We start from the raw sequence: 15,397 nt of genomic DNA, 5'->3' as shown, positions 1-15,397 counted from the left end.
ATCCACTATTCATTAGACTATGGGACCTCTAACTATGTTCTACCTTCCCTCTATTATTTAAAAAGAGGGAAATTTTTAAAATCCCCATACCTTTCACTTCAAGTTCACATTGAGGTCACATCTATCTTTTATATTATATCTATCGAAGCTGTTCCTCCCTAATAATGAGACATTCCCCAGTGTCTCGAACAGCTTTCCATCCCTAATTAAAATTGACATAAATTGTCCCCTTCCATGACCATCTTGTATTAACAAGATGGTCTATTTTTTTATCTTAAAATACAATTCAAATTTCCTAACAAAAAAGGAGTGAATCTATTCACTCCTTTTTTGACTTACTTCCTTTGTTCGAACGATATTCTTTTCCCTTATTATCATTACCAGTTATAAACTCCGAACTAAACTCTTGTTGAAACTGCCCCGTTTTTGGTGAACCTTGATTTCCACTTCCTTGACTCCCGTTGCGATTCGTCATCTTTCTTCCTCCTTTCATCTTCCATCATTGTTAGTATGTCTTTCCTATCCCAATCATACACATCGCATTCTTCTATGTAACAAATTTCAATTTTTCATTTTAGTATGAATAAAAAAACCTCCCTAAAACAAGGAAGGATTCTCGATTAGCCATAGTTCATCTGGCTTTTTTTCTATATAAGTTTTTTCGAAATAGATATCATTAGATGCATTTCTTCTTCAGATAGGGCCGAAAACCTTTCTTTTAAATACTGTTTTTTTGCCAATTCCATTTTTGCAACTAACTCTTTTCCTCGTTCCGTAATTTCCAAATATACAACACGACGATCAGATGTAGAACGTGAACGCGTTACAAAACCTTTATTAATTAGCTTTTCTGTAACAGCTGTAATATGACTGTTTGATACATGTAGTTCATTTGCTACGCGAGAAACCATCTCTTTTTCATTACGATTTAATATACGGAGCACGAGAAATTCATTCCATGGTATGTAATCTCCAAAAATTTTCCCCATATCATTCCGCAATGAACGAAACATAGCAAAAACATTTGCAGATAGATCCTCCACTAATTGTTCGCGATTATGAGACACCGTTTACATCTCCCTTTTATTTCATATAGTTAAATAAAAACATTATGAATTATATTACCTTATATTTTACATTTTGTCATCTTTTTTTCCCATACAATCACTCATAATGTATTCACTTATTTGATAGATACACTCCCAAAACAAAACCCAATAGTAAAAAATCTCCGTTATTCACTAGAGCACGTATCATTTATTATCTATTTGGAAATAAATGATACAGGTTGCTTTTCTAACATGCTGAAACTCAAATCAGCCACAAAAAGGGTGCGATTCGTCGCACCTTTTTTGTTTTCACTTCCCATCAAGTATTCATGATATAATAAAATATGAATTTTTTTCCTTTTATCCCGCATTAACGGGCAGTCAGACCCCCACCTCAAAATTCAGCGAGAGCAAAGAAGTTAGGTGGGGGCAAAACTCGATTGATGAGGGCTAATAATCAGTGGGGGATGAAGCCCCCTACTGATTAAAGTTTCACTTTATAAGATGAACTTTTTGGGGGTATATCATGAATCCAGACGAAGAAAAGTTTTCAGATCTAAGTGGAAAAGATAAAACGATTGTTATTAGTAGTATTACCCTTCTTATAATTATTGCTTTTGCACTCATTTTCTTTATGTATGTCGGAGTTTTTCGCCTCATTGGTGTAGAATATACATCACGAACTGCACTGCTTCTCTTTTTTTTATTAGCCCTTATACTAGATGGAATTAGTAGTTTCTTGATTTTATTTTTCAAAGTACTTTTAACCCCTCTGCTCACGCACATGTCAAAATGGCTATCCTTTTTACTGCTTTCCCTCATAGAAATCTCGCTTGATTGGCTCGTTATTCATACTGCAGATGATTGGATAGAAAGTATAACGATCTCCAATAAAGCTGAATTACTTATTGTCCTTTTCTTTTTTATCTTGGATAAATTATGGTCTACTGATAACAAAAAGAAAGAGTAAGATTACAAGCATTTCACGATAAAAATTGATACAATAAAAACAAAAATATACTAAAGAGGTGTTACATATGACATTACAACAATGGGCTGATAAAGGTATGTCCTTTGATACATACGTAAATAACATGACTGTGAACCAGTATGAATTACTACATATTTATAATAACTTTTTAATTCCGAACGAATTGCTTCCTGTTTTAGAAGAACGTCAAAACGACGGTTGGCGTGTTATTGTACTATCCGCTGATTGGTGCGGAGACGCTCTTCTTTGCGTACCTGTTATGAAACGTATTTGCGAAGTTTCCAATATTGAAATGAGATTACTCATCCGTGATGAAAATTTAGAGTTAATGGATCAATATTTAACAAATGGAACAGCCCGTGCCATTCCAATCTTTATTTTTATTGATAAGGATGGAAAAGAACAGGCGGTTTGGGGACCACGTGCTCCAAAAGTGCAAGAATTAGTAACTTCTATGCGTGCTACATTACCTGAAAAAGATGATCCACAATTTGAAGAAAAACAGAAAGACATGTATGCTAATTTCCGTGCTACATTAGCTGACGACACTTCACTTTGGGAACATGCGATGGAAAATATGATTGAAAAAATAGTAAAATAAAAAAAACTGCCAAATGGCAGTTTTTTTATTACATAATGAAGAAATAATAGAACACCGCAGCTAAAATAAAACGATAATAAGCAAATGGTGTTAACTTTACACGAGCTAATAATTTTAAGAATGAAACAATCGCAAGCATTGCTACAAGGAAAGCCGTAATAAAACCAGTTGCAAATAATGTGATATCTGCTGAACTTAATACGTCCCAGCTTTTAATTAAATCTAACCCTGATGCTGCAACCATCATTGGTACCGCTAAAATAAATGTATATTCAGCAGCGGCTGTATGAGATACACGAGCTAATAATCCACCACTGATTGTAGATCCAGAACGTGAAAATCCTGGCCACAGTGCTAAACATTGGAACATTCCAATTGTGAATGCTTGTTTATACGTAATCTCGTCCAATGTTTTCGCTGTACTTGGTCTTGAAAATTTCTCAGCAACAATCATTAAAATACCACCAACGATTAAACTGATAACAACGGGGCCTGGTCCAAATAAAACTTCTTTAATTTTACTATGGAATAAAACACCAAGTACTCCTGCTGGAATCATACCGATAATGATATGTAATAAATTTAAAGATGGTCCTTGTGTTACCTTGCCAATCCCAACTAATGACCATAAACGTTTCCAAAATACAACGACAACCGCTAAAATCGATCCCAATTGGATGACAACTTCAAATACTTTTGCTCTATCATCATCAAATCCAATTAAATGCCCTGTTAAAATCATATGTCCCGTTGATGAAACCGGTAAAAATTCCGTTAATCCTTCAACAGCTCCCATGATTAAACCAATTAACCAATCAGCCACGAGTAGTGCCTCCTTAATACCTTATATATACTTTTTTCACACCTTATCATAATACCTTATCCAATTTCAAAGTGCATCTCTTTTTTCATTCTTTCAAAATATAACAATACATTCACATATGTGTATTTCTTTTCTATTTTCTTATTAAATTGTATGATAGAAAGAGTTTGGTCCTACATAGAAAGGAGCTTTTATGAAAGAAACCAATTCATTTTCACAAAAAATAAAACAATTTGTATTACTATTTTTCCCGATTTTTGTAACGCAAATGTCTTTATTTGCAATGAGTTTTTTTGATACAACAATGTCAGGGCATGCAAGTGCTACTGACTTAGCAGGGGTCGCAATTGGAACAAGTATATGGATTCCGATTAGTACGGGATTAACAGGAATCTTAATGGCTACCACGCCTATTATCGCTCAACTTGTTGGCTCAAAACAAAAAGAGGATGTTCCTCATATCGTGATACAAGCCGTGTATTTGGCAATCGGAGTTAGTTTACTTGTTATTCTCATTGGTTTCTTTGCCGTTTCACCAATTCTAAAAGGCATGCATTTAGAAGAACAGGTCGAACACATTGCTTCTCAATTTTTAAGCATTATTGCAATTGGTATCATTCCTTTATTTGTCTATACTGTATTACGTGGGTTTATTGATGCATTAGGAAAAACACGTACAACAATGATTATTACATTACTTTCCTTACCTATTAACGTCATTTTAAACTATGTATTTATTTTCGGTCATTTCGGCTTTCCGAAACTAGGAGGCGTTGGTGCAGCAATTGCTTCTACCGCAACATATTGGTGCATTTTATTTATTACGATTATTATTATCCGTACGAAAGAACCGTTTACATCTTTTGGTATCTTCAGGCGCTTATACCGACTTTCTATTTCAAGCTGGAAAGAATTATTAAAACTTGGAGTACCTATCGGATTTGCCATCTTTTTTGAAACGAGTATTTTCGCTGCCGTAACACTCATGATGAGTAATTTTAGCACAACAACAATCGCTGCACATCAAGCAGCAATGAACTTTGCTTCCCTTTTATATATGACACCTTTAAGTTTAGCAATGGCTATGACAATTGCAGTTGGTTTTGAAGTTGGAGCAAATCGCTGTGAAAACGCAAAACAATACAGTTTTATTGGAATTGGTTTGGCACTTGCTTTTGCCTTGTTATATTCTATCTTACTCTTTTTCTTTGACGATCAAATTGCATCTATTTATACAACAGATATTGCTGTTCATGATTTAGCAAAAGAGTTTCTCATTTTTGCGATTTTATTTCAAATTTCCGATGCAATTGCTACTCCAGTGCAAGGTGCACTCCGTGGTTATAAAGATGTGAATGTTACCTTGATTATGACACTTATTGCCTACTGGATCATTGGTCTACCTCTAGGTTATATATTAGCAACCTATACTTCTTGGGCAGCTAAAGGTTATTGGATTGGTCTTATTATAGGGCTAGCATTTGGAGCTACCTTTCTGCTCGTTCGTCTCTTGCAAGTACAACGTAAATATACATCACAAAAGAGTCGCTAATCATAGCGGCTTTTTTCATCATGCATAGTTCCTCTTTAAACGTGTAACATAATAAAAAAGAAAGGTGTAAATCTATGGATGAAAAGAAAAAACAGCAGCCCTACGATGAAGAGTTTGCTCCTGAAATCTCACCTGGATACAGGCAAGATATTCATAAACCGACTCAATATAAAAATACTTCCTTTTTAGTTGGGATTGGTATTTTCGGGACAATATTACTTGTACTCATCATTTTCGTCTACTTTTAATGGGAAGGGAACTATATTATGACTAAACAATCCTCACTCTTTTCTAAAAGAGTTGTAAAAACACAAAAAGGTTATGCTGGTGATTCTATAAATGTGCATAAACAAGTCGAACAAGGCAATCTAGAAATTGCAAAAAAAGAAATTGGGCAACAAAACGAGAACCTGTGAATACAAAAAATGTCCCCACTTTTCGGGGACATTTTTATTCTACACGTTGCCGTTGCTTCGCAATTTTAAACGTATTATCTTCTTTTATAATCTTCATTCTATAACTTAACTGCATTTCATTTAAACATTATGTCCCTCTCTTTTTTCGATATATTTATTCCATTTTATCACAGAGTTTAAAAATTCTGATAATATTAATGCATATATCCACAAAAAAGGAGAGAATCATATGACATCTTATATGCGAGATATCCAGCAATCACTACCCAATATTCCTATACACTCTTATGAACAAAACGATAATGGCTGGGATAATGTAGCCATTATCATTAACAATGAATGGCTCTTCCGTTTTCCACGTAAATCCCAGTATGCAAAACGAATACCTCGCGAAAAAGAACTATGCGAAATACTTTCTCAATCGTCACAAGAGATAAAGGTCCCAAAATACCACATCTTATATAAAAATGAATTAGATTTAATTCCATTTTGTAGTTATTATAAACTCATTCATGGGGAACCATTAACAGTACAAACAATAGAAAGATTAACTGTAAAAGAACGTGAAACAGTTATCTCGCAGCTTGCTATCTTTCTCGCTTCTTTACATACCATCCCAATAGAACATGCTGTAAAATGGGGATTTGATACTGCGAAACCTATCTCATATTGGCGACAGATTCAAACGAAATTACACGTTCATCTTGCTTGCACACTTACATTGTTAGAAAAAAAAGCTTTTGATTGTTTATTCGAGGATTTTTTTGAACATATGTATGCATCTGATTTCCAAAAAACAATGATCCACGCTGACTTTACACATCATCACATTTTATTTGATGGGGAGAAAAGAAGCATTGCTGGTATTATCGATTTTGGTGATGCTCAAATTGGAGATCCTGCCTTTGACTTCGCTGGATTATATAACATTTTTGGTAGTGAATTTACAAATGCCATATATAAACGGTACTGTACTCTCACTCCCCATCATGATTTATCTTTCTTTAAGCGTGTCATTCAATTTTATCAGTATAGTCCATTACTCCATAACCTTGTTTATAACTTTGAAACAACTAACGAACAGGAGATACAGAAGAATCGAAAACATTTACAAACTATACTTCAGGGAAGGAGTTAACTTCTTTCCCTATTCTTCTTTTCCTCGTATATCATTAATTTTTTATCCATTTCTACAATTAATTTATACATTTGAAACGCCTGCAAAATTTGCAATTGGACCCAAAAAGGAGCCTGTTGTTCTTTTAACCATTGAAATACTTTCACTCCATTTCCCATTAGGTATTCCTCCCATCATAAGTTCCCCTACGTATATACCGTAAATGATGAAAAGCTTTTCATGTCAATACCAAAAAGAGATGCAAATTTGCACCCCTTAATGTAGTATAGTATTCTTCGCTATCAATGCATCTTGCATCTCGTCTACTTTGCATTCATTACGAAAAGCACATCCAATACATTCAGAACAAAATGTACGTTCTTTGTAATATTCTGGTTGCTGTAACATTTCTTTCATTCTATATAAATCGTTCATTCCATCCATAATATCTTGCTCTTTTGGAACAGATTCATACCTAGTTCCTTCTATTAAATTAACAACTTCAATTCTTTCGGGAAGAATCCCAAAAACTTTGTAGCTAAACACTGCCGTAAGCTTTTGAAAAAGAGCAAGCATTTCTTCATTTGCATCAACAACATACTTTTTAATTACAAACGATTGTGTAGACCATTCACCCACTTCAAACGTTAATGAAATGTGCACACCTAACTCGTCCATATATGTTTGTAACTTCTCATATAAAAATAAAGGTGGTGTTTTACCCGCATCATTTTTCACAAACTGTATTAGATGGTCCGTTAACTTTGCAAGAACAATATAATATTCTGCTTTAGACGCGAACATTCCAATACGCACTTTATCCCAATGTTTCTCTAATCGTTTTAACAACAGCATTGTTGTTTGTTTTTCTACAGGTGATGTGTAATAGTCAATAATAATTTGATTTACAATCGATTGAACCATTTGTTGCCATTCAAACGAAGAAGGTTCTCTTCTTTTTATATGGCGAAAATAAAACTTATGTGGACAACGCATAAAATCATATAAATGATAATCTGTCATCGTTTTAATTGATATTTTCCCCTGCACCCATCTTCATCTCCCTCTCACCATTAAGAAAGGTGTTTTACAAATTCAGCACCAAACTGAAGACATTTCTCTACATCTTCATCTTCTGGCGTTAGTTCTACTTTTAGCCCTTCCATTACAACTTCAGCACCGCGCTCTTGTAACTTTTCTATTAAGATATCAACAGCTGCCCCGTATTTCGGATAAGCAGAATCACAAGATCCAAATACTGCTGCTTTTTTACCTGCTAAATGAATTTCTTCCATTTCGTCATAAAAATCTAAGAAATCATCAGGAAGCTCACCATCTCCCCACGTATACGCTCCTAAAATAATCCCATCATATTCTTCTAATATAGAAGCTTCTGGCGTCGTCATAATGTCAATCACTTCAATATCATTTCCTGTTTCACGAATCGCTCCAGCTATATGATCAGCCATCTCCTCTGTATTTCCACTCATACTTGCAAAAATCATTACAAATTTATTCAACTGAATCTCTCCCTTGATTATGTATCGCTTCTTCTTCCTTGTTTCCTTTCTTCTCCTCTACATATTCAGCACGAATTTCACGCCGTTGCCATTTTATATCTTTATTTTTAATTTCCCTTTGCCCAAGGCGAAATATCTTTTTCATCTCTCCCTCATCCATTCTGCACTTGTGAATATATTGATAACAATTATCAATTTCAACTATACTTTCAGATTAAATGAAAATGATTATCAAAGTCAATAACTATTTTTTAAAAAATAATGAAAAGGTACAAGCTTGTCCGCCAGCTATTCATATACTATAAATGAGCATAGTTCTTTCTCAGCCCTCTCTAACGGAAAGAAATAGAAGCAACTGCGATAAGCGCAGTTGCCTTTTTTTGTACTCTTTTAAGCTTTTAGTAAATTCATTGTCGCCTGTAAAAATAACTCTGCCCCATTAATTAAAGCTGATTCATCCACATCAAACTTTGGATGATGATGAGGATAACAAGTTTTGATTTTCTCATTTCCAGTTCCTAATTTAATAAAACAGCCTGGCGCTTTTCTTAAATATGCCGAGAAATCTTCCCCTCCCATCGAAGGAGCTAGCTTTACAATTCGCTCCTTTCCAAACAACTCTACCGCACTTTCTTCTACTATTTTTGTAATAAACGTATCATTGATAACCGGGTCATATCCATAGCGATATGTATACGTATACGCTGCACCATGTGCCTCTGCAATCCCCTTAGCAATTTGTTCAATCATCTCTTCCGATTCTTTCCTTAGTTTTTGATCAAAGGACCGGACTGTTCCCATTAAATATGCTGTATCAGGAATAATATTATCTGCTGTTCCCCCGTGAAATTGTGTTATGGAAACAACTCTTTGCATAAAAGCGCCTGTATTTCTAGATACAATATGTTGTAAGTTCGTAATGATTTGCGCACCAACTGCTATCGGATCTACAGTTTCTTCCGGCCTAGCAGCATGGCCACCTCTTCCTTTTACTTCAATCGTAAATACATCGGGAGCAGCCATCATAGGCCCATATACAACTCCAACCTTCCCCGTTTCTAATCCAGACATTACATGTAGGCCGATAATATAATCCACACCATCCATCACACCAGCTCTCACCATTTCCTGTCCACCACCAGGATACACTTCTTCAGCATGTTGAAATAAAAGGCGAATTTCTCCTTCCCAATCCTCATTCTTATTTGCTATCGCTTCTGCTGTACCTAATAAAATAGCGGTATGTGCATCATGCCCACATGCATGCATAACCCCTGAAATAACTGATGCATATGGTTTAGACGTTTCTTCCTGAATTGGCAGGGCATCCATATCTGCACGAATTGCTATTACTTTGCCTGCCTTCTTTCCTTTTTTCTTTGCCATCACACTATACCGCGTCGGTCTTGTCACCTCAAAAGCTGAAAATGAACATAATGTATCATATATAAATTGTGAAGTTTTTTCCTCGTGGAATGATAGTTCAGGAAATTGGTGAAAATGTCTCCGCCACTTTATAATATTTTCCTCTGACACATATGTCTGCCATACCTTTTTCAAACCCTCCATTCCTGACAACCTCCTTTTCATTCTTCACATTTCTTATTTCACTGTGATTATTTAATTTCCTTGTAAGATTTTCATTTTCAAAAAATCGATTTATACACTCACAACTCATTAAAAAAAGACAAATCCATTACAAATTCATATAGAATGTAATATAATTGCTAAGTTAGGGATTTTCTTTTTTTGTATTTAGTGCTACTATCAAAAAAGAGCCTTTTTGTCTAAATTTTACCTAAAATGTGGAATTTCGTTTTTTTCACAATGATGTAGGACATGATACCTACATATAGTTACTATTTCATAAGAGAGGGAAAGACATGGAAAGATTAAAAGAGATATGGTCTCGACCACTCACACAATGGTTTGCAAAAACTTTTTATTACCTTGCAATTTTATTTGCTTTGCTTTGGTTGTATGGTTTCCATGATACAAACACAAGCACATTTATTTACAATGAATTTTAGGGTGGGAGCGTTATGAAGTTATTAGAACAAATCGAAAAGTGGGCAGTTGAAACTCCTGATCAAACCGCTTTCGTTTGGCGAGATGCGAAAATTACGTACAAACAATTAAAGGAAGATTCTGATGCATTGGCGCACTGGATTTCTTCTGAGTATCCAGATGATCGTTCACCAATTATGGTTTATGGCCATATGCAACCTGAAATGATCATCAACTTTTTAGGGTGTGTGAAAGCTGGACATGCTTACATTCCTGTAGATTTATCTATTCCAGCTGATCGTGTACTACGTATTGCTGAAAGTTCTGGTGCGAAGTTACTTCTATCTCCGGTAGAAGTTGCTGTAACTGGCTTACCAGTTCGCATCGTATGTGAAGACAACTTAAAAGACATTTTCTTTACTCATAAAGGGCAAACGCCAAACCCTGAGCATGCGGTAAAAGATGATGAGAACTTCTACATTATTTACACATCAGGGAGCACAGGTAACCCGAAAGGTGTGCAGATTACTTATAATTGTCTTGTTAGCTTTACAAAATGGGCTGCCCAAGATTTCAACTTACAAACAGGACAAGTATTCTTAAACCAAGCACCGTTCTCATTCGATTTATCTGTAATGGACATTTACCCATCGTTAGTAACAGGTGGTACACTTTGGGCAATCGATAAAGATATGATTGCACGTCCAAAAGACTTGTTTGCTTCTTTAGAGCAATCGGATATTCAAGTATGGACTTCCACACCATCTTTCGCAGAAATGTGTTTAATGGAAGCTTCTTTCTCTGAAAGTATGCTACCAAACTTGAAAACATTCTTATTCTGCGGTGAAGTATTACCAAATGAAGTAGCTAGAAAATTAATTGAGCGCTTCCCGAAAGCAGCAATTATGAATACGTACGGTCCTACAGAAGCTACTGTTGCTGTAACAGGCATTCACGTTACACAAGAGGTTGTTGATAAATATAAATCTCTTCCTGTTGGCTACTGTAAATCAGACTGTCGCCTTCTTATTATGAAAGAAGATGGCACGATTGCACCAGATGGTGAAAAAGGTGAAATCGTAATTGTTGGTCCAAGCGTAAGCGTTGGTTATTTAGGAAGCCCTGAATTAACAGAAAAAGTATTCACAATGATTGATGGTGAGCGCGCCTACAAAACAGGTGATGCTGGCTATGTAGAAAATGGTCTTCTATTCTATAATGGTCGTCTTGATTTCCAAATTAAGCTTCATGGTTATCGAATGGAATTAGAAGAAATCGAACATCACCTTCGCGCATGTTCTTACGTAGAAGGAGCAGTTGTTGTTCCAATTAAAAAAGGTGAAAAATACGATTATTTATTAGCGGTTGTTGTTCCTGGAGAGCATTCATTTGAAAAAGAATTCAAATTGACATCTGCAATCAAAAAAGAACTCAATGAGCGATTACCAAACTACATGATTCCACGTAAATTCATGTATCAATCTTCTATTCCAATGACACCAAATGGAAAGGTAGATCGCAAAAAATTATTGAGTGAGGTTACAGCATGACCGCATATGGATCATTTTATTTTTTCGCTATAGTGGGCATTTTATTAATACCTACTATCATAGCTGGATTAAAAGGTAAAATGTTGCGTAAATATAATGCCGTTCTAACGTTAGTAATGCTTGCACTTATTTTCTCTGACAAACCGAAGCAAGCAATGATGTTAGCAGCATTTATCATTTGGCAATACATCCTTATTAAAGGCTATTTATTATTAAGAAAACAAAATAATAATACGTCCATGTTTTACATGGCTGTTATTTTATCGATTTTGCCACTAATTCTGGCAAAAATCGCACCATTTGTACATGAATTAAAATTCATTGTATTTGCTGGTATGTCTTATGTAACATTCAGAGCAGTACAAATGGTATTTGAGATTCGTGACGGTTTAATTAAAGAATTCTCATTCTTTAATTTCTGGGAATTTGTTCTGTTCTTCCCAGCTATCTCGACTGGACCTATTGATCGTTATCGTAGGTTCCAAAAAGATATTCAAAAGCCACCAAGTGCTGAAGAATATCAAAAGTTACTCTATACAGGTATTAATCGTATTTTCCAAGGTTTCCTGTATAAGTTTATTATCGCTTATTTATTGCAGAAGCATTTTGTTGATGCAGTATTTGCAAATCAAGATACCATTTTCTCTAATGCGATTTATATGTATAGTTACAGTTTATACCTATTCTTCGACTTCGCAGGTTATAGTGCATTCGTAATTGGTGTCAGTTATATGATGGGTATTAAAACACCAGAAAACTTTAATAAACCATTTATTAGTCGTAACATTAAAGATTTCTGGAACCGTTGGCACATGACCTTATCATTCTGGTTCCGTGATTTTATTTATATGCGCTTTGTCTTTTTCGCAACAAAGAAAAAGCTACTTAAAAATCGCTACACGATTTCATATATCGGTGCATTTTTAAACTTTTTCATTATGGGCGTTTGGCATATTCTAGGTGAACATGTTTACCAGTACATTATTTACGGCCTTTACCATACTGTTTTGTTTATTGCGTTTGATATTTTCGAACGAAAAAACAAGAAACATAAATTTTGGCCAAACAATAAATTCATGCATGTTCTTGCAGTAGTGATTACGTTCCATTTCGTATGTTTCGGTTTCCTAATCTTCTCTGGTCACCTTAACAGATACTTTTAATGAATAGCTTCTTTTCTTACAGCTAAGAAGTTACACATAATATATTTCGGATATAAAGGAGATTTTAAAAATGGCAGAATTTAAAGATCAAGTATTAGATATTTTAGAAGAAGTTTGTGAAAATGATATTGTAAAAGAAAATCCAGATGTACAATTATTTGAAGAAGGTATCCTTGATTCTTTCGGTACAGTATCTTTATTAGTAGAATTCCAAGAACGTCTAGATATCGAAGTATCTATTTCTGATTTTGATCGTGATGAGTGGGCAACACCAAACATGATTATTAAAAAGTTGGAAGAAATCCGATGAAAAAAGCAACTTTTGGACCGATGCTCTTAGCATTGGCCCTTTTTGCTGTATTCTTACTTATTCCAACGCGCTTTCTACTTCCGCTTGTCAGTGATAAGAAAGTAGAAGAGGCGGCAACTTCTCTAAAATCAGAGAAAATACAAAGTATGATTTTACAGCAAAAAATGTTAGAAGATCCGAAATACCTTCCGATGTATGGTTCATCGGAATTTGCAAGAATGGATGCTTTTCATCCATCCAATTACTTTAAAGTAAAACCTGAAGGATTCACACCATTTCTTCTTGGTCGTGGTGGAACGCAAGACCTTATCCATGTGCTAAACTTTGCATCTACAATGGATCAATTAAAAGATAAAAAAATGGTCTTTGTTCTTTCACCACAATGGTTTGTACCACAAGGCATTGATGAAACACACTTTGCACCTAACTTTTCAAAACAACAAGGCTACCATTTCATTTTTAACAATGATTTAAAGCCTGAAATGAAAAAACAAATTGCAAAACGTTTATTGAACTTTGAAATTGTAAAAAAAGAGACGTTATTAAAAATATCTTTAGAAGGCATTGTCTATGATGATACTAAACATAAGATAAAAGCAATTGCAGCGAAACCATTTGCTTATCTTTACCGTAATATTTTAGATCGCAAAGACATATTTACAGTGATGTTCGATATTAAACCGCATAAAGAACAACTTGATCCAGCATTGAAACAAATGAACTGGAATGAAGCACGTAAACACGCGGATCAAACTGGTGAATTAGAATCAAAATCAAATCAGTATGGTATCGAAGATGATTACTTCAATAGCAAAATTAAAAAGAAATTGAAGCAACGCAAAGATTACTTAAAAAATGACGCTTATGATCACTCTCCAGAATATGAAGATTTACAAATTGCGCTCGATTTATTAAAACAATCTGGTGCAAAACCACTCTTCATTTCTGTTCCTGTAAAAGGTCCTTGGTATGATTATGCTGGATTCCCGAAAGAACGACGCGAATTATACTATAAGAAAGTTCATGAGCAAATTAAACAAGCTGGCTATCCAATTGCTGACTTTTCAAACCATGAGTATGACAAATACTTCTTAAAAGATCATATGCACTTAGGCTGGAAAGGCTGGGTATACATCGACGAAGCGATCCAGCAATTTTATAAAACAAACTAATAAAAAGACCGCTTGAATTATTCAAGTGGTCTTTTTGTATATAGGCTTTGTAAATTTTCTACGGTTACCTTTACTTCTCCCAACACTCGTTCAACAATTTGCTGAGCTGATTCTTTTCTTGCTAATGAAGAAGCTTGTCCAGCCCAGAGTGACATATATTCCCCTTTGTTTTGTTTTGCAGCTTCTTGACGTATTTTAGCGGTTAATACATTTTGAACCGGATACATTGGGAGCATTTCTTCTTTTTCTTCATGTTGTTCTATAAATGTATTTCGAACCCCCCTTGCATATTTTCCAGAAAATGATCTCGTTACAGTTGTACTCGTATCTGTACTGTGCAGTACCGCTTTTTTATGTACATTATGTGTAATACTTTCTTCACTTGTTAAAAATGCTGTTCCCATTTGAATGCCTTCTGCACCTAGTGCCATTGCTGCAACAAGACCTTGTCCATTCATAATGCCTCCTGCCGCTACAATTGGGATATTTGATACTGCGGCTACCATTTGTGGAATTAATGCAAATGTACCGATCATAGAATCTTGTTCTTTCCCAATAAAAGTCCCGCGGTGTCCTCCAGCCTCGCTACCTTGTCCAACAATTACATCTACCTCTAATTCAGCAAGCACCTTCGCTTCTGCCACATTTGTAGCTGTTCCAATTATCTTTATGCCCTCTTTCTTCAACGATACAATTTCCTCTTGTTCTAACGTGTGAAATGCAAAGCTTATAACCGGAACTTTTTCTTCCTTTAACACGTGCAATTGTTCTTTATAACTTTTCGGAAGTTGTAATGATTGATTATACTCATCTATACCTAATTCTTTTCGTATCGGCTCTAATAAATTTCTTGCTACTTGTACTTTTTCTTCCTCAATTTGTATTTCTTTCGTAAGTAACAAATTTACTGCAAACGGCCTATCTGTTAACTCTCTTATTTTATAAATAGATTGACGAATTTGTTCCGGACTCATATAACCAGCCCCGAGCGTTCCTAAGCCGCCGCTATTACACACAGCCGCAACAAGCTCTGGTGTCGTAATTGCACCTGCCATACCAGCCTGAATAATTGGATACTTTATTTGTAATACATCATTTACTCTGCTTGTAAACATCCTTCTTCCCC

At 35.0% G+C, this 15,397-nt stretch carries 20 protein-coding genes; 11 read left to right on the top strand and 9 right to left on the bottom strand.

Annotation, left to right across the window (positions count from 1 at the left end):
- Nucleotides 1–319: 319 nt before the first annotated feature.
- Both C564_RS0101535 and C564_RS0101530 read right to left on the bottom strand, forming a co-directional pair.
- Complete coding sequence (locus C564_RS0101535) at nt 320–475, bottom strand: hypothetical protein (protein WP_016113985.1); 156 nt, start codon at nt 473–475, stop codon at nt 320–322.
- Nucleotides 476–647: 172 nt separating this feature from the next.
- Nucleotides 648–1,067, bottom strand: a complete 420-nt coding sequence (locus C564_RS0101530; RefSeq protein WP_018764196.1) for a MarR family winged helix-turn-helix transcriptional regulator — start codon at nt 1,065–1,067, stop codon at nt 648–650.
- A 508-nt stretch (nt 1,068–1,575) separates the two neighbouring features.
- Here C564_RS0101530 and C564_RS0101520 point away from each other — a divergent pair.
- Both C564_RS0101520 and C564_RS0101515 read left to right on the top strand, forming a co-directional pair.
- Nucleotides 1,576–2,019 carry a YrvL family regulatory protein gene (locus C564_RS0101520; RefSeq protein WP_006094138.1) on the top strand — a complete coding sequence of 148 codons (444 nt, stop codon included), beginning with the start codon at nt 1,576–1,578 and terminating at the stop codon, nt 2,017–2,019.
- Between the two features lie 67 nt (nt 2,020–2,086).
- Nucleotides 2,087–2,641, top strand: coding sequence for a thioredoxin family protein (locus C564_RS0101515; protein WP_006094137.1), 555 nt, complete (start codon nt 2,087–2,089; stop codon nt 2,639–2,641).
- Between the two features lie 28 nt (nt 2,642–2,669).
- Here the strand turns inward: C564_RS0101515 and bacA are convergent, their stop codons facing one another.
- Entirely contained in the window at nt 2,670–3,464 is a 795-nt protein-coding gene (gene bacA / locus C564_RS0101510; RefSeq protein ID WP_003196138.1) for an undecaprenyl-diphosphate phosphatase, read from the bottom strand.
- Nucleotides 3,465–3,657: 193 nt separating this feature from the next.
- On the opposite strand from bacA, the gene C564_RS0101505 reads away from it, so the two are divergent.
- The 4 genes from C564_RS0101505 (at nt 3,658) to C564_RS0101490 (ending at nt 6,570) form a co-directional block, all read left to right on the top strand.
- The gene (locus tag C564_RS0101505; protein WP_018764194.1) at nt 3,658–5,016 is read left to right on the top strand and encodes an MATE family efflux transporter; all 1,359 of its coding nucleotides are present in this window, start codon (nt 3,658–3,660) and stop codon (nt 5,014–5,016) included.
- 74 nt (nt 5,017–5,090) lie between these two features.
- Entirely contained in the window at nt 5,091–5,264 is a 174-nt protein-coding gene (locus C564_RS0101500) for a hypothetical protein (RefSeq protein ID WP_003196136.1), read from the top strand.
- Nucleotides 5,265–5,282: 18 nt separating this feature from the next.
- Nucleotides 5,283–5,432 carry a hypothetical protein gene (locus C564_RS36630; protein ID WP_003196135.1) on the top strand — a complete coding sequence of 50 codons (150 nt, stop codon included), beginning with the start codon at nt 5,283–5,285 and terminating at the stop codon, nt 5,430–5,432.
- A gap of 229 nt (nt 5,433–5,661) precedes the next feature.
- The gene (locus tag C564_RS0101490) at nt 5,662–6,570 is read left to right on the top strand and encodes an aminoglycoside phosphotransferase family protein (RefSeq protein ID WP_018764193.1); all 909 of its coding nucleotides are present in this window, start codon (nt 5,662–5,664) and stop codon (nt 6,568–6,570) included.
- On the opposite strand, the gene C564_RS36625 is transcribed toward C564_RS0101490, so the two are convergent.
- The 5 genes from C564_RS36625 to C564_RS0101465 all read right to left on the bottom strand — a co-directional run bounded on the left by C564_RS36625 (nt 6,567) and on the right by C564_RS0101465 (nt 9,638).
- A complete protein-coding gene (locus C564_RS36625; RefSeq protein WP_016113979.1) occupies nt 6,567–6,728 on the bottom strand; it encodes a hypothetical protein in 162 nt (53 codons plus the stop codon). The genes C564_RS0101490 and C564_RS36625 overlap by 4 nt on opposite strands.
- A 97-nt stretch (nt 6,729–6,825) precedes the next feature.
- Nucleotides 6,826–7,599, bottom strand: a complete 774-nt coding sequence (locus tag C564_RS0101480) for a hypothetical protein (RefSeq protein ID WP_018764192.1) — start codon at nt 7,597–7,599, stop codon at nt 6,826–6,828.
- A 23-nt stretch (nt 7,600–7,622) separates the two neighbouring features.
- Nucleotides 7,623–8,069 (bottom strand): flavodoxin, encoded by a 447-nt coding sequence (locus C564_RS0101475; RefSeq protein WP_016113977.1) that lies wholly within the window; start codon nt 8,067–8,069, stop codon nt 7,623–7,625.
- Nucleotides 8,062–8,214: a hypothetical protein gene (locus tag C564_RS36620; RefSeq protein WP_018764191.1), complete on the bottom strand. Its 153-nt coding sequence runs from the start codon at nt 8,212–8,214 to the stop codon at nt 8,062–8,064. Before C564_RS36620 ends, C564_RS0101475 begins: the two co-directional genes overlap by 8 nt.
- A 245-nt stretch (nt 8,215–8,459) precedes the next feature.
- Complete coding sequence (locus tag C564_RS0101465) at nt 8,460–9,638, bottom strand: M20 metallopeptidase family protein (protein ID WP_018764190.1); 1,179 nt, start codon at nt 9,636–9,638, stop codon at nt 8,460–8,462.
- Between the two features lie 314 nt (nt 9,639–9,952).
- Between C564_RS0101465 and C564_RS0101460 the strand changes: the two genes are divergently transcribed.
- The 5 genes from C564_RS0101460 to dltD all read left to right on the top strand — a co-directional run bounded on the left by C564_RS0101460 (nt 9,953) and on the right by dltD (nt 14,271).
- Nucleotides 9,953–10,099 (top strand): teichoic acid D-Ala incorporation-associated protein DltX, encoded by a 147-nt coding sequence (locus C564_RS0101460; protein ID WP_003206349.1) that lies wholly within the window; start codon nt 9,953–9,955, stop codon nt 10,097–10,099.
- Nucleotides 10,100–10,111: 12 nt separating this feature from the next.
- Nucleotides 10,112–11,626, top strand: coding sequence for a D-alanine--poly(phosphoribitol) ligase subunit DltA (dltA, locus tag C564_RS0101455; protein WP_003196128.1), 1,515 nt, complete (start codon nt 10,112–10,114; stop codon nt 11,624–11,626).
- Entirely contained in the window at nt 11,623–12,789 is a 1,167-nt protein-coding gene (dltB, locus tag C564_RS0101450) for a D-alanyl-lipoteichoic acid biosynthesis protein DltB (RefSeq protein WP_018764189.1), read from the top strand. The genes dltA and dltB overlap by 4 nt, the downstream gene beginning before the upstream one ends.
- 70 nt (nt 12,790–12,859) lie before the next feature.
- Complete coding sequence (gene dltC / locus C564_RS0101445) at nt 12,860–13,099, top strand: D-alanine--poly(phosphoribitol) ligase subunit DltC (protein WP_003196126.1); 240 nt, start codon at nt 12,860–12,862, stop codon at nt 13,097–13,099.
- Nucleotides 13,096–14,271 carry a D-alanyl-lipoteichoic acid biosynthesis protein DltD gene (gene dltD / locus C564_RS0101440; protein WP_018764188.1) on the top strand — a complete coding sequence of 392 codons (1,176 nt, stop codon included), beginning with the start codon at nt 13,096–13,098 and terminating at the stop codon, nt 14,269–14,271. Before dltC ends, dltD begins: the two co-directional genes overlap by 4 nt.
- A gap of 17 nt (nt 14,272–14,288) precedes the next feature.
- On the opposite strand, the gene C564_RS0101435 is transcribed toward dltD, so the two are convergent.
- Complete coding sequence (locus tag C564_RS0101435; RefSeq protein ID WP_003196123.1) at nt 14,289–15,386, bottom strand: NAD(P)H-dependent flavin oxidoreductase; 1,098 nt, start codon at nt 15,384–15,386, stop codon at nt 14,289–14,291.
- Between the last annotated feature and the right edge of the window lie 11 nt (nt 15,387–15,397).

Origin of the sequence: Bacillus sp. 105MF, from assembly GCF_000374885.1 — a bacterium.
Taxonomy (GTDB): Bacteria; Bacillota; Bacilli; order Bacillales; family Bacillaceae_G; genus Bacillus_A; species Bacillus_A pseudomycoides.
The sequence above is the reverse complement of the archived record's forward strand: the minus strand, read 5'-3'. Positions and strand labels throughout refer to the sequence as shown.

Coding starts and splice junctions, on each gene's coding strand:
- C564_RS0101535 (WP_016113985.1), bottom strand. CDS start 475: ATGACGAATCGCAACGGGAGTCAAGGAAGTGGAAATCAAGGTTCACCA.
- C564_RS0101520 (WP_006094138.1), top strand. CDS start 1,576: ATGAATCCAGACGAAGAAAAGTTTTCAGATCTAAGTGGAAAAGATAAA.
- C564_RS0101515 (WP_006094137.1), top strand. CDS start 2,087: ATGACATTACAACAATGGGCTGATAAAGGTATGTCCTTTGATACATAC.
- C564_RS0101505 (WP_018764194.1), top strand. CDS start 3,658: ATGAAAGAAACCAATTCATTTTCACAAAAAATAAAACAATTTGTATTA.
- C564_RS0101500 (WP_003196136.1), top strand. CDS start 5,091: ATGGATGAAAAGAAAAAACAGCAGCCCTACGATGAAGAGTTTGCTCCT.
- C564_RS36630 (WP_003196135.1), top strand. CDS start 5,283: ATGACTAAACAATCCTCACTCTTTTCTAAAAGAGTTGTAAAAACACAA.
- C564_RS0101490 (WP_018764193.1), top strand. CDS start 5,662: ATGACATCTTATATGCGAGATATCCAGCAATCACTACCCAATATTCCT.
- C564_RS36625 (WP_016113979.1), bottom strand. CDS start 6,728: ATGGGAAATGGAGTGAAAGTATTTCAATGGTTAAAAGAACAACAGGCT.
- C564_RS36620 (WP_018764191.1), bottom strand. CDS start 8,214: ATGAAAAAGATATTTCGCCTTGGGCAAAGGGAAATTAAAAATAAAGAT.
- C564_RS0101465 (WP_018764190.1), bottom strand. CDS start 9,638: ATGGAGGGTTTGAAAAAGGTATGGCAGACATATGTGTCAGAGGAAAAT.
- C564_RS0101460 (WP_003206349.1), top strand. CDS start 9,953: ATGGAAAGATTAAAAGAGATATGGTCTCGACCACTCACACAATGGTTT.
- dltA (WP_003196128.1), top strand. CDS start 10,112: ATGAAGTTATTAGAACAAATCGAAAAGTGGGCAGTTGAAACTCCTGAT.
- dltB (WP_018764189.1), top strand. CDS start 11,623: ATGACCGCATATGGATCATTTTATTTTTTCGCTATAGTGGGCATTTTA.
- dltC (WP_003196126.1), top strand. CDS start 12,860: ATGGCAGAATTTAAAGATCAAGTATTAGATATTTTAGAAGAAGTTTGT.
- dltD (WP_018764188.1), top strand. CDS start 13,096: ATGAAAAAAGCAACTTTTGGACCGATGCTCTTAGCATTGGCCCTTTTT.
- C564_RS0101435 (WP_003196123.1), bottom strand. CDS start 15,386: ATGTTTACAAGCAGAGTAAATGATGTATTACAAATAAAGTATCCAATT.